Origin of the sequence: Myceligenerans pegani (assembly GCF_014892515.1) — a bacterium.
GTDB classification, from domain to species: Bacteria; Actinomycetota; Actinomycetes; order Actinomycetales; family Cellulomonadaceae; genus Myceligenerans; species Myceligenerans pegani.
Map to the genome: position 1 here is coordinate 40,679 of NZ_JADBGR010000112.1, position 24,831 is coordinate 65,509.

General features: G+C 72.8%; 23 protein-coding genes. 18 read left to right on the forward strand and 5 right to left on the reverse strand.

All coding sequences use genetic code 11. The annotated features are described in order from the left end of the window. The first annotated feature begins 82 nt into the window (after window positions 1-82). From IIE03_RS24810 to IIE03_RS24850, 9 genes are all read left to right on the forward strand, one after another. Complete coding sequence (locus tag IIE03_RS24810) at window positions 83-757, forward strand: sulfotransferase family protein (protein ID WP_192865475.1); 675 nt, start codon at window positions 83-85, stop codon at window positions 755-757. A gap of 165 nt (window positions 758-922) precedes the next feature. Then, the gene (locus IIE03_RS24815; RefSeq protein ID WP_192865476.1) at window positions 923-1,123 is read left to right on the forward strand and encodes a hypothetical protein; all 201 of its coding nucleotides are present in this window, start codon (window positions 923-925) and stop codon (window positions 1,121-1,123) included. A gap of 8 nt (window positions 1,124-1,131) precedes the next feature. After that, on the forward strand, window positions 1,132-2,874 hold the full coding sequence (locus IIE03_RS24820) for an alpha-amylase family protein (protein WP_192865477.1): 1,743 nt from the start codon (window positions 1,132-1,134) through the stop codon (window positions 2,872-2,874). Continuing rightward, window positions 2,871-3,827, forward strand: coding sequence for a TIGR03885 family FMN-dependent LLM class oxidoreductase (locus tag IIE03_RS24825; protein ID WP_192865478.1), 957 nt, complete (start codon window positions 2,871-2,873; stop codon window positions 3,825-3,827). The genes IIE03_RS24820 and IIE03_RS24825 overlap by 4 nt, the downstream gene beginning before the upstream one ends. 388 nt (window positions 3,828-4,215) lie before the next feature. After that, window positions 4,216-5,220, forward strand: a complete 1,005-nt coding sequence (gene gap / locus IIE03_RS24830) for a type I glyceraldehyde-3-phosphate dehydrogenase (protein WP_192865479.1) — start codon at window positions 4,216-4,218, stop codon at window positions 5,218-5,220. 175 nt (window positions 5,221-5,395) lie between these two features. Beyond that, window positions 5,396-6,592 (forward strand): phosphoglycerate kinase, encoded by a 1,197-nt coding sequence (locus tag IIE03_RS24835; protein ID WP_192865480.1) that lies wholly within the window; start codon window positions 5,396-5,398, stop codon window positions 6,590-6,592. Window positions 6,593-6,641: 49 nt separating this feature from the next. After that, window positions 6,642-7,436 carry a triose-phosphate isomerase gene (tpiA, locus tag IIE03_RS24840; RefSeq protein ID WP_192865481.1) on the forward strand — a complete coding sequence of 265 codons (795 nt, stop codon included), beginning with the start codon at window positions 6,642-6,644 and terminating at the stop codon, window positions 7,434-7,436. A 200-nt stretch (window positions 7,437-7,636) separates the two neighbouring features. Then, window positions 7,637-7,879: a preprotein translocase subunit SecG gene (secG, locus tag IIE03_RS24845; RefSeq protein WP_192865482.1), complete on the forward strand. Its 243-nt coding sequence runs from the start codon at window positions 7,637-7,639 to the stop codon at window positions 7,877-7,879. Window positions 7,880-7,939: 60 nt separating this feature from the next. Continuing rightward, entirely contained in the window at window positions 7,940-8,299 is a 360-nt protein-coding gene (locus IIE03_RS24850; RefSeq protein WP_192865483.1) for an RNA polymerase-binding protein RbpA, read from the forward strand. 89 nt (window positions 8,300-8,388) lie between these two features. Here the strand turns inward: IIE03_RS24850 and pgl are convergent, their stop codons facing one another. The 5 genes from pgl to tkt form a co-directional block, all read right to left on the reverse strand. Then, window positions 8,389-9,222, reverse strand: a complete 834-nt coding sequence (gene pgl / locus IIE03_RS24855) for a 6-phosphogluconolactonase (RefSeq protein ID WP_192865484.1) — start codon at window positions 9,220-9,222, stop codon at window positions 8,389-8,391. Further along, window positions 9,219-10,148 (reverse strand): glucose-6-phosphate dehydrogenase assembly protein OpcA, encoded by a 930-nt coding sequence (locus tag IIE03_RS24860; RefSeq protein WP_192865485.1) that lies wholly within the window; start codon window positions 10,146-10,148, stop codon window positions 9,219-9,221. Before IIE03_RS24860 ends, pgl begins: the two co-directional genes overlap by 4 nt. Window positions 10,149-10,284: 136 nt before the next feature. After that, window positions 10,285-11,841: a glucose-6-phosphate dehydrogenase gene (zwf, locus tag IIE03_RS24865; RefSeq protein WP_192865486.1), complete on the reverse strand. Its 1,557-nt coding sequence runs from the start codon at window positions 11,839-11,841 to the stop codon at window positions 10,285-10,287. Window positions 11,842-11,890: 49 nt separating this feature from the next. Then, window positions 11,891-13,000: a transaldolase gene (gene tal, locus IIE03_RS24870; RefSeq protein WP_192865487.1), complete on the reverse strand. Its 1,110-nt coding sequence runs from the start codon at window positions 12,998-13,000 to the stop codon at window positions 11,891-11,893. A 52-nt stretch (window positions 13,001-13,052) separates the two neighbouring features. Beyond that, window positions 13,053-15,161 carry a transketolase gene (gene tkt / locus IIE03_RS24875; RefSeq protein WP_192865488.1) on the reverse strand — a complete coding sequence of 703 codons (2,109 nt, stop codon included), beginning with the start codon at window positions 15,159-15,161 and terminating at the stop codon, window positions 13,053-13,055. A gap of 437 nt (window positions 15,162-15,598) precedes the next feature. On the opposite strand from tkt, the gene IIE03_RS24880 reads away from it, so the two are divergent. The 9 genes from IIE03_RS24880 to der all read left to right on the forward strand — a co-directional run bounded on the left by IIE03_RS24880 (window position 15,599) and on the right by der (window position 24,830). Further along, window positions 15,599-16,480 (forward strand): heme o synthase, encoded by an 882-nt coding sequence (locus tag IIE03_RS24880; RefSeq protein WP_192865595.1) that lies wholly within the window; start codon window positions 15,599-15,601, stop codon window positions 16,478-16,480. A 168-nt stretch (window positions 16,481-16,648) separates the two neighbouring features. After that, the gene (locus tag IIE03_RS24885; RefSeq protein WP_192865489.1) at window positions 16,649-17,518 is read left to right on the forward strand and encodes an HpcH/HpaI aldolase/citrate lyase family protein; all 870 of its coding nucleotides are present in this window, start codon (window positions 16,649-16,651) and stop codon (window positions 17,516-17,518) included. Window positions 17,519-17,726: 208 nt separating this feature from the next. Continuing rightward, window positions 17,727-18,668 carry a site-specific tyrosine recombinase XerD gene (gene xerD / locus IIE03_RS24890; protein ID WP_318843162.1) on the forward strand — a complete coding sequence of 314 codons (942 nt, stop codon included), beginning with the start codon at window positions 17,727-17,729 and terminating at the stop codon, window positions 18,666-18,668. A 259-nt stretch (window positions 18,669-18,927) separates the two neighbouring features. Next, a complete protein-coding gene (locus tag IIE03_RS24895; RefSeq protein WP_225998316.1) occupies window positions 18,928-19,743 on the forward strand; it encodes a ParA family protein in 816 nt (271 codons plus the stop codon). After that, a complete protein-coding gene (locus tag IIE03_RS24900; protein ID WP_192865490.1) occupies window positions 19,727-20,752 on the forward strand; it encodes a segregation and condensation protein A in 1,026 nt (341 codons plus the stop codon). The genes IIE03_RS24895 and IIE03_RS24900 overlap by 17 nt, the downstream gene beginning before the upstream one ends. Continuing rightward, window positions 20,753-21,442, forward strand: coding sequence for an SMC-Scp complex subunit ScpB (scpB, locus tag IIE03_RS24905; RefSeq protein WP_408632871.1), 690 nt, complete (start codon window positions 20,753-20,755; stop codon window positions 21,440-21,442). Window positions 21,443-21,570: 128 nt separating this feature from the next. Then, the gene (locus IIE03_RS24910; protein WP_192865491.1) at window positions 21,571-22,446 is read left to right on the forward strand and encodes a pseudouridine synthase; all 876 of its coding nucleotides are present in this window, start codon (window positions 21,571-21,573) and stop codon (window positions 22,444-22,446) included. 80 nt (window positions 22,447-22,526) lie between these two features. Next, window positions 22,527-23,270 (forward strand): (d)CMP kinase, encoded by a 744-nt coding sequence (cmk, locus tag IIE03_RS24915; protein ID WP_192865492.1) that lies wholly within the window; start codon window positions 22,527-22,529, stop codon window positions 23,268-23,270. Between the two features lie 24 nt (window positions 23,271-23,294). After that, on the forward strand, window positions 23,295-24,830 hold the full coding sequence (gene der / locus IIE03_RS24920; protein ID WP_192865493.1) for a ribosome biogenesis GTPase Der: 1,536 nt from the start codon (window positions 23,295-23,297) through the stop codon (window positions 24,828-24,830). Window position 24,831 lies beyond the last annotated feature (1 nt).

The window sequence follows — 24,831 nt, forward strand, 5'->3', positions numbered from 1 at the left end:
GCCTGCGTCGTCACGTTCCGGGCGGGAGGGCTGTCGGACGGCACGACCGTACGGCAGGAGTGACGACACAGGAGGTTCACGGATGAAGATCATCGGTGCCGGATTGCCGCGCACGGGCACGAGTTCCCTCAAGGCGGCCCTGGACCGCCTCGGGTTCGGGCCGTGCTACCACATGTTCGAGCTCATGCGGCACCCGGAGCACGTGGAGCGCTGGCGAGCGGTGTTCGGCCAGGAGTCGCCGGACTGGGGTGACGTGTTCGCCGGGTACCGGTCGGCGGTCGACTTCCCCGCCGCCATCTACTGGCGGGAGCTGGCCGAGGCCTACCCCGAGGCGAAGGTCGTCCTGACCGTCCGGGACCCGCGGCGGTGGTACGAGAGTGTCAGCACCGGGATGGCCACCGTCCCCGACCGGATGCCCGGACGGATGGGGCAGCTCGCCGAACTGGTCCCGCACCTGAACGACGCGGCGCGGCGGATGCTCGGGGACGGCTTCGGCCTCGGCGTCCCGATGGACGAGGAGAAGGCGGTCGAGATCTTCGAGCGCCACGTCGAGCACGTGCGTTCCGCGCTGCCGGCGGACCGTCTCCTGGTGTTCGCGGCCACCGACGGGTGGGGCCCGCTGTGCGAGTTCCTGGGCGTCGACCCGCCCGCCGGCGAGCCGTACCCGCATCTGAACGACGCCGAGACGCTCCGGCGGATGTTCACCACCATGGCGGAGTCCGACGAGCTGGTCACGCCCTTCGAGGCACGCGACTAGGCCGTCCGCCGGCGGCGCGAGGAGGCCGAGTGGTCCTCTCGCGCCGCCGGCGAGGCCGTCCAGGTGTCCGGTTCCCGGGGAAATGCGAGCGGCGCCATCCCGTGTCACGGTGCGAGAGGAAGCCGCGGTCCAGCACCGGCTACGCCTCGTGGACAGGAGACGACGATGACCGACCAGCTCGGCTACGACCCCGTCGAGGACCCCGACGCCGACCCGGACCAGCTCAACCCGCGCACGGGAGTGGCCGCCTCGGGCGCCGCCGACGAGTCCCCCGACCCCCGTACGGAGGAGGACGAGCCCGACCAGGACGCCGACCCGGCGTCCCTGAACCCGCGGACCGGCCGCCACGCCCGGTCCGAGAGCTGACGGTGCGCATGCGTTCGTCCTGGTACACCGACGCGGTGATCTACCAGCTCGACCCCCGCCTGTACGTCGACTCCGACGACGACGGCTGGGGCGACCTGCTCGGGGTCGTCGAGCGCCTGCACTACCTGCGCGGCCTCGGCGTCACCTGTGTCTGGCTGCTGCCGTTCTACGTGTCGCCCTTCCGCGACGGCGGGTACGACGTGGCCGACCACCTCGCCGTCGACCCGCGCCTGGGCGACCTGGCCGACGTCGCGCGCCTGCTGGAGACCGCCGAGGACCTGGGCCTGCACGTGCTCGTGGAGCTCGTCACGCAGCACACCTCGGACCGGCACCCGTGGTTCCAGGAGGCGCGGCGGCACCGCGACTCGCCGTACCGCGGCTACTACGTGTGGTCCGACGAGCCGCGCGACGACATCGAGCCCATGTTCCCGGACGTGGAACCGGACACCTGGACGTGGGACGAGGAGGCGCAGCAGTTCTACCGGCACGGCTTCTACTCCCACGAGCCGGACCTCGCGCTCGACAACCCGCGGGTGCGCGACGAGCTCCACCGCATCGTGTCGTTCTGGCTGCGCATGGGCGTCTCGGGCTTCCGGGTGGACGCGGTGCCGCTGATGCTCGAACGGGCCCGGGCGGCACGCCCGGACACGAACGGGCAGTGGCTGATGCGTGACCTGCAGGCCGCCGTGTCGGCGCAGCGCGCGGGCGCGGTCCTGCTCGGGGAGGTCGACGTCGAGCCGGACAGCTACGCCGACTACTTCGGCGCCGAGGGCGAGCACGGCATGACGATGCTGCTCGACTTCTGGACGAACAACCATCTCTTCCTCGCCCTGGCGCGCGGCCGGGCCGAACCGCTGGAACGGGCTCTGCGCGTGCAGCCCGCCCCGCCCTCGGGCGGCACGTACGTCCACTGGCTGCGCAACAACGACGAGCTGGACCTGGAGCAGCTGTCCCCGGAGGAACGGCGGGAGGTGCTCGACGCGTTCGCGCCCGAGGAGTCGATGCGCATCTACGGCCGGGGTATGCGCCGCCGCCTGGCCCCGATGCTCGGCGGCGACCCACGCCGCCTCGCCCTGGCCCACGCCGTCCTCTTCTCCCTGCCGGGGCCCCCGGTGCTGCGGTACGGCGACGAGATCGGGATGGGGGACGACCTCGACAGGCCGGAGCGGGAAGCGGTCCGCACGCCCATGCAGTGGTCGGCGACGCCGTCGGCCGGCTTCTCCGGCGCACCGCCGGACACCTTCCCGGCGCCCGTCATCACCGGCCCCTACGGCCCGGACCGGGTGAACGTGGACGAGCAGAACGTGCGCGACGGGTCGCTGCTGCGACGGGTCGGGGGACTCGTGCGTGCCCACCTGGGCATGAGCGAGCTGGGCCGCGTCCGGCCGGTGCCGTGCGACGTCGGCGCCCCCTCGGTCCTGGCGCTGCGGTACGAGGTCGAGGAGTCCGGCGTGCTGCTGCTCAGCAACCTGGCGGACGAGGGCGTGGACGCCACCCTGCCGGACGAGGAGGTCTCCGCCCTGCGCGAGGGCGCGGCGCGCTACGTCGACGTGCACGTGGACCAGGACTACTCGCCGGTGGGGGCCGACGGCCGGATCCGCCTGGCCGGGTACGGGTACCGGTGGCTGCGGCGCAGCGCCGACGGCGGCGCCGGGGGCGTCGACGTCGGACCGGGCGGCGGCCGGGAGGGAGCCCGCGGCGTCCGCGGGGCGGAGCACGGGCCCGGCGGCGAGCGCGGGGACGACGCGTGACCGTCATCGGCCTCCACGTCTCCCACGAGCAGCTGCACCCGGTCGAAGGGCTGCGCGTGGCCCGGCTCGCCCAGGACGCCGGCTTCGACGCCGCGATGTGCTCCGATCACATCGCGCCGTGGAGCGTCCGGCAGGGCCAGTCGTCGCTGGCGTGGTCGTGGCTCGGCGCGGCGCTGGCGGTGACCGGCCTGTCGTTCGGCACGGTCTGCGCGCCCGGGTGGCGCTACCACCCCGTCGTGGTGGCGCAGGCGATCGCGACGCTCGGCGCGATGTTCCCGGGCCGTTTCTGGGTGGCGCTGGGCTCGGGCGAGAACCTCAACGAGCACGTGACCGGAGAGCCCTGGCCCCCGAAGGCCGAGCGCGACCGGCGGCTGGAGGAGTGCGTCCAGGTGATCCGCGCGCTGCTGCTCGGCCAGGACGTGGATCACACCGGCCTGGTCGTCGCGCGCCAGGCCCGTCTGTGGACCCTGCCCGACGTCGTGCCGCCGCTGCTGTGCCCCGCCCTGACACCGGCGACGGCACGGCGGCACGCCGCATGGGCGGACGGCCTGATCACCGTGAACCAGCCCGTGGCGGACCTGCGCCGGATCATCGAGGCGTACCGGGGGGAGGCCGGCGCGGGGGAGGTGATCGTCCAGGCGCACCTGTCGTGGGCGCCGACGACGGCGGAGGCCGAGGCGGTGGCACTGGACCAGTGGCGCACCAACACCGGCTCGCCCGAGGTGGCCGCGAACACTCCGACGACCCGCGCGTTCGACGAGCTGAGCCGGGACGTCGGGATCGACGAGGTACGGCGTGCCGTCCTGGTCTCCGCGGACCTCGGCGAGCTGACCGCCCGGCTGGCCGCCTTGCGCGACGCGGGCGCCGACCGCCTCTACCTGCATCATGTCGGGCGTCGCCAGGACGCGTTCGTCGAGGCGTTCGGCGAACGCGTCCTGCCGGCGCTGCGGTGAGCGGGGACCGTGGTCTCCCGGCGCGACGCCGGGGCTCCCACCGCCGGGCGCCACTCGGCGAACGCTTTCCCCGAAACCGCGCGCGGGCGCGGCCCGCCCGATCTGTGAGATCCGACAAAACAGCGCGTCTCAGCTAGTCCGGCTCGGGTCACGCGTGTCCCCCCTTCGGGTATAGGCTCGGTCGGGTCAGGTGACGACGGTGTGACCTCCACGTTTCGGGTCAGGTCACCACCTGCCCTCGCGGAGGGCGCCGCCGAGCAGCGGCTTCGCGCCGACCACTGGACAACGGCACCGCCCGCCAGGCCGCACCCCGGCAGGGCGCGGTGGAGCCCGCAAGGAATTCGAACCGTGTGCGTCGGGAAACGCCGGCGCGCCTGAGGAGGGCATCGTGACCATCCGCGTCGGCATCAACGGCTTCGGCCGCATCGGACGTAACTTCTACCGGGCGCTCATCGCGTCGGGGGCGGACATCGAGGTCGTCGGCGTCAACGACCTGACCGACAACAAGACTCTCGCCCACCTGCTCAAGTACGACACCGTGCTGGGCAAGTTCCCGCTGGAGGTCGACTTCGACGACGAGAACATCATCGTCGACGGCAAGCCGATCAAGGCGATGGCCGAGCGGGACCCGGCCAACCTCCCCTGGGGCGAGCTGGGCGCGGACATCGTCATCGAGTCCACCGGCTTCTTCACGGACGCCACGAAGGCCAAGGCGCACATCGACGGTGGCGCGAAGAAGGTCATCATCTCGGCCCCGGCCAAGAACGAGGACGCCACGTTCGTCATGGGCGTGAACAACGAGCAGTACGACCCGGCGTCGCACCACATCATCTCGAACGCGTCGTGCACGACGAACTGCCTCGCCCCGCTGGCGAAGGCCCTGAACGACTCGATCGGCATCGAGCGTGGCCTCATGACCACGATCCACGCCTACACCGGCGACCAGAACCTGCAGGACGGCCCGCACAAGGACCTGCGCCGTGCCCGCGCCGCCGCGCAGAACCTCGTGCCGACCTCGACGGGCGCGGCCAAGGCCGTGTCGCTCGTGCTCCCGGAGCTCAAGGGCAAGCTGGACGGCTACGCGGTGCGCGTGCCCACCATCACCGGCTCGGCCACCGACCTCACCTTCACCGCCTCCAAGGAGGTCACGGTGGACGAGGTCAACGCCGCCGTGAAGGCCGCCGCCGAGGGCACGCTCAAGGGCGTCCTGTCCTACGTCGAGGACGACATCGTCTCGAGCGACATCGTCACCGACCCGCACCAGAGCATCTTCGACGCGAAGCTCACGAAGGTGATCGGCGACCAGGTCAAGGTCGTCTCCTGGTACGACAACGAGTGGGGCTACAGCAACAGCCTCGTCGCGCTGACCACCTTCGTCGGCGAGAAGCTCTGACGAACGCCTGACCCCGGGCGGCCGCGGTACGGCCCGGCGGCGGGGCGTGCCGGGACCCGGAACGGTCCCCGCGCGCCCCGCCGCGGGCCGTGACGGCCCCCGGGGTCGCGTTCTGTCCGGTGAGACATCCCCGCGTCGCCGGCGGCACACCCGCACTGCCAGAAGGGCTCTGAGCATGAAGACCATCGACTCCCTGGGCGACCTGCGCGGCAAGCGCGTGCTCGTCCGCTCCGACTTCAACGTGCCGCTCGACGGCACCACCATCACCGACGACGGCCGCATCCGCGCCGCGCTGCCCACGCTGCGGCGCCTGACCGGCGCGGGCGCCCGCGTCGTCGTGACGGCCCACCTCGGCCGGCCCAAGGGCGAGCCGAAGCCCGAGTTCTCCCTCGCGCCGGTCGCCGCGCGCCTGGGCGAGCTGCTCGGAGCGGACGTCGCGCTCGCCGACGACGTCACCGGCCCGTCCGCGCAGAAGGTCGTCGGCGAGCTCGCCGACGGCCAGGTCGCCCTCCTGGAGAACGTCCGCTTCGACGCGCGCGAGACCGCCAAGGACGACGCCGAGCGCGAGGCGCTCGCCGGCGAGCTCGCCGCGCTCGCGGACGCGTTCGTCTCCGACGGCTTCGGCGTCGTGCACCGCAAGCAGGCGTCGGTGTACGACGTCGCGCGGATCCTCCCGGCCGCGGTCGGCGAGCTGGTGCTCAAGGAGGTCGAGTCCCTGTCCCGCGCGACGGGTGACCCGGAGCGCCCGTACGCCGTCGTGCTCGGGGGCTCCAAGGTGAGCGACAAGCTCGGCGTGATCGCGAACCTGCTCACCAAGGCGGACCGGCTGCTCATCGGCGGCGGCATGGTGTTCACCTTCCTCGCGGCCAAGGGCCTGGAGGTCGGCACCTCGCTGCTGGAGAAGGACCAGATCGACACGGTCAAGGGCTATCTGGCCACCGCCGAGGAGAACGGCGTCGAGATCGTGCTGCCGGCCGACATCGTCGTCGCCGACGCGTTCGACGCCCCGGCCCCGGCCGGCGTCGTCCCGGCGGACGCGATCCCGGCGGACAAGATCGGCCTCGACATCGGCCCCGAGTCCGGCGAGCTCTTCGCCGCGAAGCTGGCCGACACCCGGACCATCGCCTGGAACGGCCCCATGGGCGTGTTCGAGCGTGCCGACTACGCGGCCGGCACCCGGACCGTCGCGCAGGGGATCGTGGACGCGACCGCGAACGGGGCGTTCTCGATCGTGGGCGGCGGCGACTCCGCCGCGGCCGTGCGCGTCCTCGGCTTCGACGAGGCGGGCTTCAGCCACATCTCCACGGGCGGCGGCGCGAGCCTCGAACTGCTCGAGGGCAAGGAGCTCCCGGGCCTGACCGTGCTGGCCTGATGTGCCGGCCCGACGTGCCGGCCTGACCGAACAACGCAGAAGAGGAACCATGGCACAGAACCGCACGCCGTTCATGGCGGGCAACTGGAAGATGAACCTGGACCACCAGCAGGCGATCAGCACGGTCCAGAAGCTGGCGTGGACGCTGAAGGACGCCAAGCACGACTACGACGCGGTCGAGGTGGCCGTGCTCCCGCCGTTCACGGACCTGCGTTCCGTGCAGACGCTGGTCGACGCCGACAAGCTCGACATCCGCTACGGCGGCCAGGACCTGTCGCAGCACGAGTCCGGCGCGTTCACGGGCGACGTCTCGGGCCCGATGCTGGCCAAGCTCGGCTGCACCTACGTCGCCGTGGGCCACTCCGAGCGTCGCGAGCACCACGGCGAGTCGGACGAGCTCGTGGCCGCCAAGGTGACCACCGCCCTGCAGAACGGCCTGTCGCCGATCCTGTGCGTGGGCGAGGGACTGCACGTGCGCAAGGCGGGGGACCAGGTCGCGTTCACCCTCGCGCAGGTCGACGCCGCGCTGCGCGGCCTGTCGGCCGAGCAGGTCGCGAAGGTCGTCATCGCGTACGAGCCGGTCTGGGCGATCGGCACGGGCGAGGTCGCCACGCCCGAGGACGCGCAGGAGGTCTGCGGCGCGATCCGCGCGCGCCTCGCCGAGCTGTACGACGCCGACCTCGCCGGCGTGGTGCGGGTCCTGTACGGGGGCTCGGTGAAGTCGGGCAACGTCGCGCAGATCATGGCGCAGCCCGACGTCGACGGCGCGCTCGTGGGCGGCGCCAGCCTGGACCCGGAGGAGTTCGCCAAGATCGTGCGCTACCAGTCGCACGTGACGGTCTGACGGCACGCACACCGACACTCCACAGTCGGCTCGCGCGACGGCCGGCCCTCGTGTGAGAGACTCGGAGCCGGGTGAACGACCCCCAGTTCAGGCTCCTGACCTGGGGGTTCGTTCTCCGGACCAACCCTCGCTTACTCTTGACACCGATCCGCCGCCGGAGTGATCTCCGGCACACCGACCGATGAGGACGTGAAGTTTCCGTGGACGTGCTCCGCATCATCCTGCAGGTTCTGCTGGTGCTCACCAGTGCCTTCCTGACCATGCTCGTCCTGCTCCACAAGGGCAAGGGTGGCGGTCTCTCCGACATGTTCGGCGGCGGTATCTCCATGGGCGCCGGGTCCTCCGGCGTCGCCGAGCGCAACCTGAACCGCATCACGATCGCCTTCGCGCTCGTGTGGACCGTGGTCATCGTGCTGCTCGGCCTGGTTCAGAAGGTCAGCTGACCCGAGCGGCTTCGACGCGCGGGCGGTCGGCCACCCAACCTCACGGAGGGGACGAGGAACGTGGCATCTGGCGGGCATGCGATCAGGGGTAGCCGGGTAGGCGCCGGCCCCATGGGCGAGACCGAGCGGGGCGAGGCTGCCCCCCGCGTGCGGGTCTCCTACTTTTGCGCGAACGGGCACGAGACGGCACCGAGCTTCTCCGTCGGTGAGGACGTGGAGGCCCCGGTGCACTGGGACTGCCCGCAGTGCGGGTATCCGGCGGGCATGGACCCGGCGAACCCGCCGTCGCCGGTCCGGAACGAACCGTACAAGACGCACCTGGCCTACGTGAAGGAACGCCGTTCGGAGGAGGACGGCGCCGCTCTCCTGGCCGAGGCCCTCGAAGCGCTCCACACCCGGCGCGGCCGCATCGCGAGCTGAGGCGGCACGCCGCAGCGTCGAGACGCCGAGGCGGGGCTCTCACGCGTGGCCCCTTCCTCGGCGTCTCGACAGTGACGGCGGCCGCCTGCCTACCCTCCGGCCGCGGCGGCGTCCAGCAGCCAGAGGGTGCGGGAGCGGCCGACGGCCCCCGCGGCCGGCACGTCCGTGATCGTGATCGCGCCCGGGGCGCCGTTCGTCGTGGTCCCGAGCGCCGCCGCTGCCTGGGCCGCCTTCTCCCCGCCCGCGGCGACGACCCAGACCTCACGCGCCGCACGGATGGCGCCGAACGTCAGGGAGACACGCTCTGGTGGCGGCTTGGGCGAGCCGTGCACGCCCACCGCGGCGCCCGTGGCCGCGAGCCCTTCGTGCCCCGGGAACAGGGACGCGACATGCCCGTCGGGGCCCATGCCGAGCAGCAGGACGTCGAACGCGGGCACGGCCGGCCCCGCCGCCTCCCCGCCGCCCGCCCCCGGATCACCCGCGAACCGCGCGAGCTCCGCCGCGTAGGCCGCCGCGCCCTCCTCGGGCGTACCGACGGCCGACGGCCCCGGCACGGGATGCACGTTCTCGCCCGGCAGCCCGTGCCCGGCGACCAGCGCGTCGACCAGGGCCTCGCGGGCCTGGGTCTCGTTGCGGTCCGGGTCGCCGTCGGGCAGGAACCGCTCGTCGCCCCACCACAGGTGCACGCCGCTCCAGTCCACGGCCGCGACCAGCGGCGACGCCGCCACGCAGGCGAGTGTCCGGATGCCGACCGTGCCGCCCGTCAGCACGACGTGCACGGGGGAGCGCACCGACTGGACGTCGAGGATCCGCGTGAGCAGCCGCGCGGCCGCCGCCTCGGCCAGCACACCGGCGTCCGGGTGCACGACGACGAGCCGCGCGCCCGGGGTCAGGGTCTGCGTCGTCCCCGGGTCGTCGCTCATGCCGCTCCCTCGACCTCGACCAGGGGCAGGCCCTTGGTGAGAACCTCTTCGTAGATCTCGTCCGGGTCGAGGCGGCGCAGCTCCTCGATGAGCGCCTCGTTGAGCTTGCGGATCGGCAGCGAGATGCGCCGCTCCGGCTTGCCGGGCTGCGTGATCGTGACCACGCGCCCGTCGGGCCGGTCGAGCACGATGTCGCCGTCCTTGCGCTCCAGCACCACCCGCGTGATCGCCTCGGCCCCCGGGACGGGGACGACCGTGGCGGTCGCCCCCAGCCGCTCGCCGAGCCAGGCCGCGAGCAGGTGCAGCGACGTGTGCCGGACCTCGCCCTCGACCCGCACGCCCTGCACGGGCTCGAACGGCGGCTGCTCGACCGCGGCCGCGATGAGCCCTCGCCACAGCGTCACGCGGGCCCAGGCCAGGTCCGTGTCGCCGGGCCGGGACACGCCGGGGAGCGTGTGCAGCATCGCCACCGGATCCTCGACGGCGGTGGTGTCGGTGATCCGCCGGTGCGCCATGGCGCCGACCGGGTCGGCCGCCGGCTCGGCGGGCGCGTCCCGCGGCCACCAGACCACGATGGGGGCGTCGGGCAGGAGCAGGGGCATCACGAGGGTGTCGCCGCGCTCCAGCAGCGGGCCGGACGCCCGCAGCACCACGACCTCCGAGGCGCCGGCGTCGCCACCCACGCGGATCTGGGCGTCCAGCCGCGCATCGGCGCCGTCACCGGCGGGTGCCACCACGATGACGCGGCACGGATGCTCACGGCTGGCGTCGTTGGTCGTGGCCACCGCCTCCTCGACGTCCCGCTCGTCGGCGAGGACCACGAGGGTGAGCACCCGGCCCAGGGCGACCGCGCCGCCCTCGTCCCGCAGCCGGACCAGCCGCCGGTTGACGTCGTTGGCGGTGGTGTCAGGCATGTCGATAATCATGTTCCGCCCTTCGAGGTGGATCCTTCGCGCTCCGGCGACGTCGTGCTCCCTGCCTCGTCGAGGCGGTTCGTCCGCGGCCCGGCAGTGCTTGTCGGCTCCGCCCCTTCGAGGTGGTGCCTCCGCGTTCCGGTGACGATCACGGCCGCCTCCAGACACGGCCGTCGCGAGCCAGCATCTCGTCCGCCGACGGCGGTCCCCACGTCCCGGACGCGTACTGCTCCGGCTGGCCCTGCTTCGCCCAGTACGCGGTGATCGGGTCGAGCACCTTCCAGGAGAGCTCGACCTCCTGGTGCGTGGGGAACAGCGGCGGGTCGCCCAGCAGCACGTCGAGGATGAGTCGCTCGTACGCCTCGGGGGAGGACTCGGTGAACGAGTGCCCGTACCCGAAGTCCATCGTCACGTCGCGCACCTGCATCGCGGTGCCCGGCACCTTGGCGCCGAACCGCATCGTCACGCCCTCGTCGGGCTGCACGCGGATCACGAGGGCGTTGTTCCCGAGCTCCGACGTGAGCGACGACTCGAACGGCAGGTGCGGTGCCTTCTTGAAGACCACCGCCACCTCGGTGACGCGACGGCCCAGTCGCTTGCCGCTGCGCAGGTAGAACGGGACGCCCGCCCAGCGGCGGTTGTCCACGTCCACCTTGATCGCGGCGTACGTCTCGGTGGTGGAGTCCGGCGCGATGCCGTCCTCCTGCAGGAAGCCCCTGACCTCCTCGCCGCCCTGCCACGCCGGCGCGTACTGCCCGCGCGCGGTGTGCCGGCCGAGCGACTTCGGCAACCGCAGCGACGACAGCACCTTGATCTTCTCGGCCCGCAGCTCGGCGGCGTCGAACGTCACCGGCTCCTCCATCGCGACGAGCGCGAGGAGCTGCAGCAGGTGGTTCTGGATGACGTCGCGCGCCGCGCCGATCCCGTCGTAGTAGCCGGCCCGGCCGCCGATACCGATGTCCTCGGCCATCGTGATCTGCACGTGGTCCACGTAGTTGGCGTTCCAGATCGGCTCGAACATCTGGTTGGCGAACCGCAGCGCCAGGATGTTCTGGACGGTCTCCTTGCCCAGGTAGTGGTCGATGCGGAAGACCGAGTCCGGGGAGAAGACCTCGGACACCACGGCGTCCAGCTCGCGCGCGCTCGCCAGGTCGTGGCCGAACGGCTTCTCGATGACGACGCGCCGCCAGGCCTCGCCGTCGGACAGGTCCGTGTCGGGCGTGGACAGCCCGTGCTTCGCCAGCTGCCGGCACACCAGCGGGAACGCGCTCGGCGGCACGGACAGATAGAAGGCGTGGTTCCCGCCGGTGCCGCGCTCGGCGTCCAGCGTCTCGACGGTCTCGCGCAGGCGCTCGAACGCGTCGTCGTCGTCGAAGGAGCCCTCGACGAACCGGATGCCCTCCGCGAGCTGGCGCCAGGTGGCCTCGCGGAAGGGGGTGCGCGCGTGCTCCTTGACCGCGTCGTGCACGATCTGGGCGAAATCCTGGTCCGACCACTCGCGGCGGGCGAAGCCCGTCAGCGCGAAGCCGGGCGGCAGCAGGCCCCGGTTGGCGAGGTCGTACACCGCGGGCATGAGCTTCTTGCGCGACAGGTCGCCCGTGACCCCGAAGATGACCAGGCCGCACGGCCCCGCGATGCGGGGCAGCCGGAGGTCGAGGGGGTCACGGAGCGGGTTGTGTTCGGCACTGATCCTTGCTGGTCGCAACGACGTCCTCCGAGATCGTTCGTGTGTGCGGCGGGCTTCCGGCCCTGCGTCAGCCCGCGTTGTCGAGGCCGGCCTGCGTGGTGGCCAGCAACTCGTCCCAGCTCTTCTCGAACTTGACCACGCCCTCGTCCTCCAGCAGCTGGGTGACCTCGGCCATGGAGATGCCGTGGGCCTCGATCGCCGCGATCGTCGCCGCCGCGGTCCCGGAGGTCCCGGTGACGGTGTCGGCGAGCACGATGCCGTGGTCGGCGAACGCGTCGAGGGTCTTCTCCGGCATGGTGTTGACCACGCCGTCCACGACGAGCTCGTCCACGTACATGGTGTCGCGGTAGTCCGGGTTCTTCACGCCGGTCGACGCCCACAGGGGCCGCTGCGGGTGGGCGCCCGCGGCCGCGAGCGCGGACCAGCGCTCGCCCGCGAACACCTCCTCGTAGGCCGCGTAGGCGAGACGGGCGTTCGCGATGGCGGCCTGGCCGCGCAGGGCCAGGGCCTCCTCGGAGCCGACGGCCTCGAGCCGCTTGTCGACCTCCGAGTCCACGCGCGACACGAAGAACGACGCCACCGAGCCGATCGGCGCCAGGTCGTGTCCGTTCTCCCGCGCCGCCTCCAGGCCCGCCAGGAACGCGTCCATGACGGCCCGGTAGCGCTCGATCGAGAAGATCAGCGTGACGTTCACGCTGATGCCCTCGGCCAGCGTCGCCGTGATGGCGGGCAGGCCCTCGACCGTGGCCGGGATCTTGATCATGACGTTCGGCCGGTCGACCGTGGCCCACAGGCGCTTCGCGACGGCGACGGTGGCCTCGGTGTCGCGGGCCAGGCGGGGGTCCACCTCGATGGACACGCGGCCGTCGACGGTGCCCGAGCGGTCGTAGACGCCGCGCAGGACGTCGGCCGCGGCGCGCACGTCGTCGGTGGTGATCTTCTCGACGGCGGCCTCGACATCGGTCCCGGCGAGCTCCGCGAGGGCGGCGGCGTACGCGTCGCCCTTGGACAGGGCGCCGGCGAAGATCGTCGGGTTCGTGGTGACCCCCACGACGTCCCTCGTCTCGATCAGCTCCGCGAGGTTGCCGGTGTCCAGTCGCTCACGGGACAGGTCGTCCAGCCAGATGGCCACGCCTGCCTCGGACAGCCGCTTGGTGGGGTTCGCCTGCTCACTCATGTGCCGTGCTCCTCTCTCGTACGTACCTCGGGGTGCTCAGGGACCGGGCGGCTCAGGCCGTCGCGGCGGCGATCGACTCCTTCGCGGCCCGGGCCACGGCCTCGGCCGTGATCCCGTACTCCCGGAAGAGCGTCTGGTAGTCCGCCGAGGCGCCGAAGTGCTCGAGCGAGACGGAGCGACCGGCGTCGCCCACGATCCCGCGCCAGCCCTGCGCGATGCCGGCCTCGACCGACACGCGCGCCCGCACCGCGGACGGGAGCACCTGCTCGCGGTAGGCCTCGTCCTGCCGGGCGAACCACTCCACGGACGGCATCGACACCACGCGGGCGCGCACGCCGTCGGCGGCGAGCAGCTCGCGGGCCCCGACCGCGAGCTGCACCTCGGAGCCGGTGCCGATCAGGATCACGTCCGGTGTGCCGTCGGTGTCGAGCAGCGTGTAGCCGCCCTTGAGGGTGCCCTCGGCGCCGGCGAAGCCGTCGGTGCCGCGCGGGTAGGTCGGCACGTTCTGGCGGGTCAGCACGATGCCGGCCGGGTTCTGCGTGTTCTCCAGGATGCCGCGCCAGGCCCAGGCGGTCTCGTTGGCGTCGGCGGGGCGGACGATGTCGAGGTGCGGGATGGCGCGGAGCGCCGCGAGGTGCTCGACCGGCTGGTGCGTGGGGCCGTCCTCGCCGAGGCCGATCGAGTCGTGCGTCCACACGAACGTCGTCGGGATCTCCATGAGGGCCGCGATGCGGACCGACGCGCGCATGTAGTCCGCGAACTGGAGGAAGGTGCCCCCGTACGGGCGGGTCAGGCCGTGCAGCACGATGCCGTTGAGGATCGCGCCCATGCCGTGCTCACGGATGCCGAAGTGCAGGGTGCGGCCGTACTGGTCGCCCGGGAACTTCTTCGTGGCGTGCTCCGCCGGGACGAACGACGACGCGCCCTCCATCGTCGTGTTGTTCGAGCCCGCGAGATCGGCGGAGCCGCCCCACAGCTCGGGCAGGACGTCCTTCAGCGCGGTCAGGACCTTGCCCGACGCCGCACGCGTGGCCATGCCCTTCTCGGTGTCCGCCGCGAACTCGGGCAGGGCGTCCGCCCAGCCCTCGGGAAGCTCGCGCTTGGTGAGACGGTCCAGCAGCACCGCGTTCTCCGGGTTGGCCGCGCGCCACGAGCTGTACGCCGCCTCCCACCCCTTGCGCTCGGCCGCCTGGCGCTCCGCGACGGCGCGGGTGTACGCCAGCACGTCGTCGTCGATGTGGAAGGACACCTCGGGGTCCAGGCCGAGCTCCCGCTTCAGGCCCGCCAGCTCCTCGGTGCCGAGCTTCGAGCCGTGGATGCCGCCGGTGCCCTGCTTGCCGGGCGAGGGCCAGCCGATGATGGTGCGCAGTGCGATGATCGACGGCTTGCCCGTCTCCGCCTTGGCCGCGTCGAGGGCCGCCGCGAGACCCTCGACGTCCTCCGCGTAGCCCGTGCCGCCCGAGGTCCAGTCCACCCGCTGCGTGTGCCAGCCGTACGCCGCGTAGCGCGCCAGGACGTCCTCGGTGAACGCGATGTCGGTGTCGTCCTCGATCGAGATCTTGTTGTCGTCCCAGATCACCACGAGGTTGCCCAGCTGCTGGTGCCCCGCGAGCGACGAGGCCTCGCTCGTGACGCCCTCCTGGAGATCGCCGTCGGACGCGATGACGTACACGTGGTGGTCGAACGGCGACGTCCCGGGCGCTGCCTCCGGGTCCAGCAGGCCCCGCTCGCGGCGGGCGGCGAACGCCATGCCGACCGCCGACGCCAGGCCCTGGCCGAGCGGGCCGGTGGTGATCTCCACGCCCTCGGTGTGGCGGTACTCCGGGTGGCCCGGCGTCTTCGAGCCCCAGGTGCGCAGCGCCGCGATGTCCTCCATCTCCAGGCCGTACCCCGCGAGGAAGAGCTGCAGGTACAGCGTCAGCGACGAGTGGCCGGCGCTCAGCACGAACCGGTCGCGGCCCACCCACGCCGGATCGGCCGGGTCGTGGCGCATCGTCTTCTGGAACAGCAGGTAGGCGGCGGGAGCCAGGGAGATCGCGGTGCCGGGGTGACCGCTGCCGACCTTCTCCACGGCATCGGCCGCGAGCGCCTTGATCGACGTCACCGCGCGCTGGTCGAGCTCGGACCAGGTGAGCGGGGACAGGGTGGGGTCGAACGTCATCTCGAATCCTCTTCTCACCGCCGGCGCGGACGGCCGCGCGGTCGTACGTACTGCGACGGTGGGAAGACCACCGCCCTGGATACCGCGATCACCCTATAACCGCACGGTGACACGTGCTCCGAGGTGTCCGCACTCTGTGCACAACACCGGCCGGGGGCCGGAATTCCGCGGCGAGGCGAAGGTCACACACGCGGCCCGCGGGCGGGAGGCGACCGGACGCGGGCCGGGCGTACGATGGGCGGGCCTTTTGCCCCCGCGCAGACCGGAACGGACGTCCACCCGTGAGCACATCTTCGCCCTCGCCCGCGCCGCGCACCGCTGCCGCCGTCCCCGGGGCGCCGTCGCCGGACCTCGGCGGGACGACGCCGGAGGTCGCGGACGGCGCGGACGTCCGGGAGGGCCTCGCGAACTACGACCGCCGGCCCGGCGGCCGGTTCCTGGGCCGGGTGGGCGCGTACGTCGCGCTGACCAAGCCGCGCGTGATCGAGCTGCTCCTGGTCACGACGATTCCGACGATGATCCTGGCGGAGCGCGGCTGGCCGTCGCTCGGGCTGATGCTGGCGACGCTGGTCGGCGGGGCGCTCGCGGCGGGGAGCGCGAACGCGTTCAACATGTACCTGGACCGGGACATCGACAAGGTGATGAACCGGACAAAGCGTCGGCCACTGGCGACGGGGGAGATCTCGCCGCGCGCCGGCCTGGTGTTCTCCTGGGTGCTGTGCGGGGTGTCGCTGGCGTGGTTCGCGCTGGTGGTGAACGTCGCGGCGGCGTGGCTGACGGCGGCCGCGATCGCGATCTACGTGGTCGGCTACACGATGATCCTGAAGCGGCGCACGCCGCAGAACATCGTGTGGGGCGGCATCGCGGGCTGCATGCCGGTGTTCATCGGCTGGGCGGCGGTGACGGGTGGCCTGAGCTGGTCCGCGCTCGCGCTGTTCGGCGTGATCTTCTTCTGGACGCCGCCGCACTACTGGCCGCTGTCGATCAAGTTCAAGCGGGACTACGCCGCGGCGGACGTGCCGATGCTGCCGGTCGTGTCCGACGACCGTCGTGTCGCCGCCGAGATGGTGGGGTACACGCTCGCGATGATCGCCTGCTCCCTGGTGCTCGTGCCGCTGGCGGGCATGTCGTGGGTGTACACGGCGGTGGCCGCGGGCCTGGGCGCGTGGTTCCTGGCCGCCACGATCCTGATGCTGCGCCGCGCCAAGCAGGGCGCCACGGGCAAGCGGCTCGGGGCGATGAAGGTGTTCCACGCGTCGATCACCTACCTGTCGGTGCTGTTCCTCGCGGTCGCGGTGGACGTCTTCCTGCCGTTCTGAGCCGTGGGCGCCCCGGGGCCGGCGGTGGGTGCCGCCGGTTCCGTGCTGCCGACGACGGCGGCCGCGCGCCCCGGCGATTGGTCGTGACCGACAGAGGGGTTTTCGGTCTTTGTGGACAGCGGTGTCGTCGCTCGCCGTGTCGCCGGGCATAGCATCGACCCTGTGACCGTGACCGACTCCACAGATCTCACCGCCCGCCGTGCCGCCCGCGAGAAGACCCGCGTCGCGCCCGACTACGCGCGCTCGTGGCTGCTGCTCTCCGCGATGCGGGCCGACGCGTTCGACGACGCCCAGCTCTCCCGTGCCGACCAGATCCTCCTCGACTGCGAGGACGCGATCGACGACAGCCTGAAGGACGAGGCGCGTGCCCGCGTCATCGAGTGGCTGCGGGGCGGCGGGACGGGCTGGGTCCGGATCAACGACCGCACGTCGGCCGCCTGGGCGGACGACGTCGCGCAGTTGCGCGACGTGGAAGGGCTCGCCGGGGTGATGCTCGCCAAGACCGAGTCGGCCGACGACGTCATCGACACCGCGCAGCGCCTCGGCGGCGAGGTGCCGGTCATCCCGCTGGTGGAGTCCGCCCTGGGGATCGAGGAGGCCGTGAACATCGCCCGCGCGCGGGGCACGTTCCGCCTGGCGTTCGGGTCCGGCGACTACCGCCGCGACACCGGCGCCGCGAACGAGCCCATCGCGATGGCGTACCCGCGTACCCGCCTCGTGCTGGCGAGCCGTATCGGAGGGCTGCCCGGTCCCGTCGACGGCCCGACCGTCGGCTCGGCGCACGCCCTGCTGCGTGAGCAGTCGGCCGATGCCGTCGCGCTGGGCGTGACCGGCAAGCTGTGCCTCGACCTCGAGCAGCCCGCCGTGATCAACGAGTGCTTCAGCCCGTCTCCGGCCGATGTCGCGTGGGCCGTGGACTTCCTCGCCGAGTTCGAGGCCGCGGGTGGCGTGATCCGCGACGGCTCCGACAAGCCGCGCCTGGCCCGGGCCCAGGTCATCCGCAGCCGGGCGGAGCTGTTCAACATCAACCCGTCGTGATCGCCGACCGGTCACGACCCGCGCGACCCGCGTGATCCGAGCGGTGCGTGCCGTCGGGCACGACGGGGCCGCGGACCGGCCCGGCGGGCCCGCCGGCCACGTCGTTCCTGGCCGGGGGCGGCGCGGGGGAGAACCGGTGGTTTGTCCGGCGTGTCAAATTGCGGCGCGTCGTAGTGAGGGGCGGGGTGGTCGGAGGCATGATGGGGCCGTGCCCAGCCTGACGGAGACCGACGGTGCGCTCGGCGAACCGCTCCGCGACTACCTCGCCCACCTGCGGGTCGAGCGCGGGCTGTCCGCCAACACCGTCGCGGCCTATGCCCGGGACCTGTCGCGCTACGTGACCCACCTGACCGTCCTGGGTCGGGCACGGGTCCGCGATGTCACCGAGGCGGACGTGCTCGCCCACGTCGAGGCGATCCGGCGGGGGACCGACGGCGGCGCCCCGCTGTCGGCGTCGTCGACGGCCCGCGCCCTCGCCGCGGTGCGCGGCTGGCACCGGTTCGCGCACGCGGAGGGCCTGGCCGACGGCGATCCCACCACCGAGGTGCACGCGCCCACCCGGATGCGCCGGCTCCCGCACGCCCTGAGCGTGGACGACGTGGCGCTCCTGCTCGACGCCGCCGGAGTCGGCGACGGCGCCCTCCCGCTGCGTGACCGCGCGCTGCTGGAACTGCTGTACGCGACGGGCGGGCGGATCTCGGAGATCGTCGGCCTGGACGTGGACGACGTCGGTGAGGCGCCCGTCGTGCGCCTGCGCGGCAAGGGCGACAAGGAGCGCGTGGTGCCCGTCGGGTCGTACGCCCGCGAGGCCGTCGAGGCCTACCTGGTCCGCGCCCGGCCGGAGCTGGCGTCGGCGGCCCGGCAGCGCGGCACGCCCGCCCTGTTCCTCAACACGCGAGGTGCGCGGATGTCGCGGCAGTCGGCGTGGGCCGCCCTCCAGGCCGCGGCCGGCCGCGCAGGACTGGACGGGGTCTCGCCGCACACGCTGCGCCACTCGTTCGCGACGCACCTGCTGGCCGGCGGCGCCGACGTGCGCGTGGTGCAGGAACTGCTCGGCCACGCGTCGGTGACGACCACGCAGATCTACACGATGGTCACCCCGGACGCCCTCCGCGAGGTCTACGCCGCGACCCACCCGCGGGCCCGCTGAGCCCCGCCGCGCGGCGACCGCGCCGCCGCCCCGCCGAACCCTCATGTGCGGGAAACGCGGGGAATCTCGGGCGCGCCGGGGTTTCGTCGAGTTCATCGCATGAGCCTGGTATAGCGTGACGGGCGTGAGCGAGGCACCCAGCCGCACGGAGGGAGCGGGCGAGATGACGGACACGCTGGTCGACGTCGGCCCGACGCCCGGTGAGCCGCCAGGTGAGCAGCCCGGGGCCGACGTCCCCCGTGACGTGGTGGGGCGCGTGATGCCGAACTTCGCGGAGCCGCCGCCGCTGACGAGCCACGGCCCGGCCCGCATCATCGCGATGTGCAACCAGAAGGGCGGCGTCGGCAAGACGACCACCACCATCAACCTCGGCGCCTGCCTGGCCGAGCACGGCCGCAAGGTGCTGCTGGTGGACTTCGACCCGCAGGGCGCCGCCTCGGTGGGGATCGGCGTCAACCCGCACGAGCTCGACGTCACCGTCTACAACGTGCTCATGGAACGCGGCGTACGCGTCGAGGACGCTCTCATCGAGTCGGGGATCGAGGGCCTCGACGTGCTGCCGGCGAACATCGACCTGTCCGCGGCCGAGGTCCAGCTCGTGGGGGAGGTCGCGCGCGAGTCCGTGCTGTCGCGGGCGCTGCGCCCCGTCGTCGACGACTACGACGTCATCCTCATCGACTGCCAGCCGTCCCTCGGGCTGCTCACCGTCAACGCCCTCACCGCCGCGCACGGCGTGCTCATCCCGCTGGAGTGCGAGTTCTTCGCCCTCCGCGGCGTCGCGCTGCTGGTGGAGACCATCGAGAAGGTGCGGGACCGGCTGAATCCCGCCCTCGAGATCGACGGTATCCTTCCCACCATGTACGACTCGCGCACCCTCCATTCCCGGGAGGTCGTGGCCCGGGTGCACGAGGCCTTCGGCGACACGCTGCTGCACTCCGTGATCGGCCGCACCGTGAAGTTCCCGGACGCCACCGTGGCCGCCGAGCCGATCACCGCCTACGCGCCCGGCCACCCCGGCGCGTCCGCCTATCGCCAGCTCGCCCGGGAGCTCGTGGCCCGTGGCCACGCCGCCTGAGGTCCTGGAGGCACCCGGCGACATCGTGTCCGACGGCGACCCGGCCTCCAGCGACGACGTCGTACCCGAGGTGGCGGGTGCGCAGGACGACGGCCCGGCGCCGAGGCGCACCGCCGGCGGCTTCGAGGTCCACCTCGACAACTTCACGGGACCGTTCGACCTGCTGCTGAGCCTCATCACCAAGCGGGAGATGGACGTCACCGAGGTGGCCCTCGCGGCGGTCACGGACGAGTTCGTGGCCCACATCCGTGCCGCGGAGGAGGCGGCGCGCGAGGCCGCCGACCGGGGGGACGACCACCCGTCGTGGGACCTGGGGGTGGCCTCGGAGTTCCTCGTCGTGGCGGCCACGCTGCTCGACATCAAGGCCGCCCGGCTGCTGCCCGGCGTGGTCGAGGAGGAACTCGAGGACCTGGAACTGCTGGAGGCGCGGGACCTGCTGTTCGCCCGGCTGCTGCAGTACCGCGCCTACAAGGAGGTCTCCGCGCTGCTCGCCGAGCGGATGGCCACCGCGGGGCGCCGCGTGCCACGCCTCGCCCCGCTGGAACCGCACCTCACGGCCCTGCTGCCGGAGCTGGCCTGGACCGTGGACGGGCCGCGCCTCGCGGCGCTGGCCGCCAAGGCGCTGCAGCCGAAGCCGCCGCCCGAGGTATCGCTGACCCACCTGCACGCGCCCGCGGTCAGCGTCCGCGAGGAGGCGGGCACGATCGTGCGGCGGCTACGGGCCGAGCACGTCGTGACGTTCCGCGCGCTCACCGCAGGGGTGGAGCGCATGGTGGTCGTGGCGCGGTTCCTCGCCCTGCTGGAGCTGTTCCGGGACCGGCTGGTCAGCTTCGAGCAGGTCACGTCGCTCGGCGAGCTGACGGTGCGGTGGGCGGCGGGCCCCGGGGACGGCGGGAAGTATCTCGACCCCGACGCCGGCCCCAGCGAGTTCGACGAGGACGACCCGCCACCGGACGCCGCCGGTGCGTCCGACGACGACACGACAGCGATACGGGAGGAGGAGGCGTAGGTGACCGAGACACCCGAGACGGACGTGGCCACGCCCGCCGCGGTCGCCGGTGCGGACCAGGGCACCGAGCGCGACCAGGCCGCCCCCGGGCCGGCCGCCGACACCCAGGAGGACCTGCCCGTCGTCGACGTCGAGGAGCTTCCCGGCGGCGCGCGCGCCGCGCTGGAGGCCGTCCTCATGGTCGCCGACGCGCCGGTGCCCGAGGAGCGCCTCGCCGCCGCGCTCGGCCTGCCCCAGGCCGAGGTGCGCGACCTGCTCGACGAGCTCTCCGACGAGTACCGCGGCGACCTCGGCGGACGACCTCGCGGGTTCGAGCTACGGCGCGGCGCCGAGGGCTGGCGGATCTACTCCTCGATCGCACACGGCGACGTCGTCGGCCGGTTCGTGCTCGACGGGCAGACCGCGAAGCTCAGCCAGGCCGCGCTGGAGACGCTCGCCGTGATCGCCTACCGGCAGCCCGTGACGCGCGGCCAGGTCAGCGCCGTACGCGGGGTGAACGTCGACGGCGTCGTGCGGACGCTGCTCACCCGCGGACTGATCGCCGAGATCGAGCAGGACCCGGCCACGGGTGCGGTCCTGTTCGGAACTACGGGATACTTCCTGGAGCGGATGGGCTACGACTCGCTCGACGAACTGCCGCCGCTCGCCCCGCACCTGCCCGACCTGGACACGCTCGAGGGCCTGGACTGACGCGGCACCGCGCGTGCGACGCCCGGCTCCGTGCCCGACGACCGGCCGGACGATCGGTCCGTGCGTGAGCGAGCGATCGGTACGACCGATCGGAGCCGGCGCCACCACAGAACAACCGGAACGGAACGATGAACCAGCACAGCCGCGGCGGGAGCCGCCGCAACACCGAGAACCGCGCCGCAGCCAACCGCGCCGGTCAGGGCCGTGGCCAGGGACGCCGGCAGCCCGCCCGCCGTCGTGTCCCCTCGGCCGAGCCACCGCGGGACGTGCACGTCGCCGACGGCGTCCGGCTGCAGAAGGTGCTCGCCCAGGCGGGCTTCGGCTCGCGGCGCGCCTGCGAGGAACTGATCGAGCGCGGCCACGTGGAGGTCGACGGGGTGCTCGTGACCGAGCTCGGCGTGCGGGTCGACCCCGCCACGGCGGTGATCCACGTGGACGGGCTGCGCGTGCAGCTCGACCAGGACAAGATCACGCTCGCGCTGCACAAGCCGCACGGTGTGGTGTCCACCATGCACGACCCGCAGGGCCGCCCGACCGTCGCCGAGCTGATCAAGGACCGCGAGGAGCGCCTGTTCCACGTCGGCCGCCTGGACGCGGACAGCGAAGGGCTGCTGCTGCTCACCAACGACGGCGAGCTGGCGAACCGGCTGTCCCACCCGAAGTACCAGATCCCGAAGACGTACGTGGTGACGGTCGAGGGCGGCCCGATCTACCCGCGGATCGTCAAGGACCTGACGCGCGGCGTCGAACTCGACGACGGCCCGGCGCGCCTGGACTCCGTCAAGGTGCTCCAGGAGGTCACGGACGCCACCCTGCTCGAGGTGGTGCTGCACGAGGGCCGCAACCGGATCGTGCGGCGTATGTTCGACGCCGTGGAACGCCCGGTGACGCGGCTGGTCCGCACGCGCGTCGGCCCGATCCGGCTCGGGGACCTGAAGCCGGGCCGCACCCGCGTCCTGGGGCGGGTCGAGCTCGGGCAGCTGATGTCGGACGTGGACCTGTGACGACGCACCCGTCGCATCAGCACCCGTCGCATCAGGACCGGACGCATCAGGACCGGACGGAGCAGAAGGAGACCACCCCTGTGAGCACCCCGACCTCGGTCGTCACCCCGGTCGTCATCGCCGTCGACGGCCCGTCCGGCTCGGGCAAGTCGAGCGTGTCGAAGGCTGTCGCGGCCCGGCTCGGCCTGGCGTACCTCGACACGGGCGCCATGTACCGCGCCGCGACCGTGTGGTGCACCCGGCGCGGCACCGACCTCTCCGACCACACGGCCGTGGCCGCGGACGTCGTCGCCATGCCGCTGGAGATGGGCGTGGACCCGCGCCGGCCGGGCGTGACGCTGGACGGCGACGACGTCGCCGAGGAGATCCGGACGACGGCGGTCTCCGCGGCGGTCTCGAAGGTGGCGACCAACCTCGCCGTGCGCGCCGAGCTGAAGCGGCGCCAGCGGGAGGCGATCGACGCCGAGCGCACCGGCGGGTTCTCCGGCGGGCGCGGGATCCTCGCGGAGGGCCGGGACATCACGACCGTCGTGGCGCCCGACGCCGACGTGCGGATCCTGCTGACCGCGAGCGAGGAGGCGCGGCTGCGGCGCCGCGCCCTGGACGTGCACGGGGCGGCCGACGCGTCCGCCGTCGAGGCGACGAGGGACCAGGTGCTGCGGCGGGACCGGGACGACGCGACGGTGTCGCAGTTCGAGGTCGCCGCCGACGGCGTCGTGACCGTGGACTCCTCGGACCTCGACCTCGAGCAGACGGTGGAGGCGGTACTGGCGGTGGTCGCGAACGTCACAGGTATGACCACGGCGTCCGCGTCGTCGGCCTGACCGTACCCCTGAGAGGATGAGCGGATGACCGACGACCTGCGCCCGGCCGAGCCATCGCACGAGGCCGGCGAGCCCGATGACGCCACCTCCGGCGTCGTCCCCGGAGCTGCCCGGATCACGGAGACCGAGGACGACGTCGCGCGCGAGCGCGCCCTGCGGGCCGGGCTCGAGGAGTTCGAGCTCGACGAGGACGACGCCGCCCTGCTTGACGCCGAGTGGGCCGACGAGGAGCCCGAGCCCGAGGAGATCCTGCCCGTGCTGGCGGTGGTCGGGCGCCCGAACGTCGGCAAGTCGACGCTGGTGAACCGGATCCTGGGGCGCCGCGAGGCCGTCGTGGAGGACCAGCCCGGCGTGACGCGGGACCGGGTCTCCTACCCGGCCGAATGGGCCGGGCGCAGGTTCACGCTCGTGGACACCGGCGGCTGGGAGGTCGACGTCGCCGGCATCGAGGAGAAGGTGGCGTCGCAGGCCGAGGTGGCGGTGGCGCTCGCGGACGCCGTCCTGTTCGTGGTGGACGCGCAGGTGGGCGCGACGGCGACGGACGAGCGCGTCGTCGAGATGCTGCGCCGGTCCGGCAAGCCCGTGGTGCTGTGCGCCAACAAGGTGGACGGTGCGGCGGGGGAGGCCGACGCCGCGTACCTGTGGTCGCTCGGGCTGGGCGAGCCCTACCCCGTGTCCGGCCTGCACGGGCGCGGCACGGGCGACCTGCTCGACGCCGCGATGAAGGCGCTGCCCGAGGTGTCCGAGCACGGCGAGGCGCGGCCCGTCGGCCCGCGGCGGGTGGCGCTCGTGGGCCGGCCCAACGTCGGCAAGTCGTCGCTGCTGAACAAGATCGCCCGCGAGGACCGCGTGGTGGTGCACGACGTCGCCGGCACCACGCGCGACCCGGTCGACGAACTGGTCGAGATCAAGGGTGTGCCGTACTGGTTCGTGGACACGGCCGGCATCCGGCGGCGGCAGCACCTGGCCAAGGGCGCGGACTTCTACGCGTCGCTGCGCACGGCCGCGGCGATCGACAAGGCGGAGGTCGCCGTCGTGCTGCTGGACGCGTCCGAGCCGCTGACCGAGCAGGACCAGCGCATCCTGTCGCAGGTGGTGGACTCCGGGCGGGCGCTCGTGTTGGCCTACAACAAGTGGGACCTCATGAACGAGGACCGCCGGCCCTACCTGGAGCGGGAGATCGAGAAGGACCTCGGGCAGGTGGCGTGGGCGCCGCGTGTCAACGTGTCCGCGGCGACGGGCTGGCACACGGAGAAGCTGGTCCCGGCGCTGGAGACGGCGCTGGCGAGCTGGGACACGCGCATCCCGACCGGCCGCCTGAACGCGTTCCTCGGCGAGCTGGTCGCCGCGCACCCGCACCCGCTGCGGGGCGGGAAGCAGCCGCGCATCCTGTTCGCCACGCAGGCCTCGACCCGGCCGCCGCGATTCGTCATCTTCGCCACCGGCTTCGTGGAGGCGCAGTACCGCCGGTTCATCGAGCGCCGCCTGCGCGAGACGTTCGGCTTCGAGGGCACCCCGATCAGCATCTCGGTCCGGGTCCGGGAGAAGCGCCGCCGCTGAC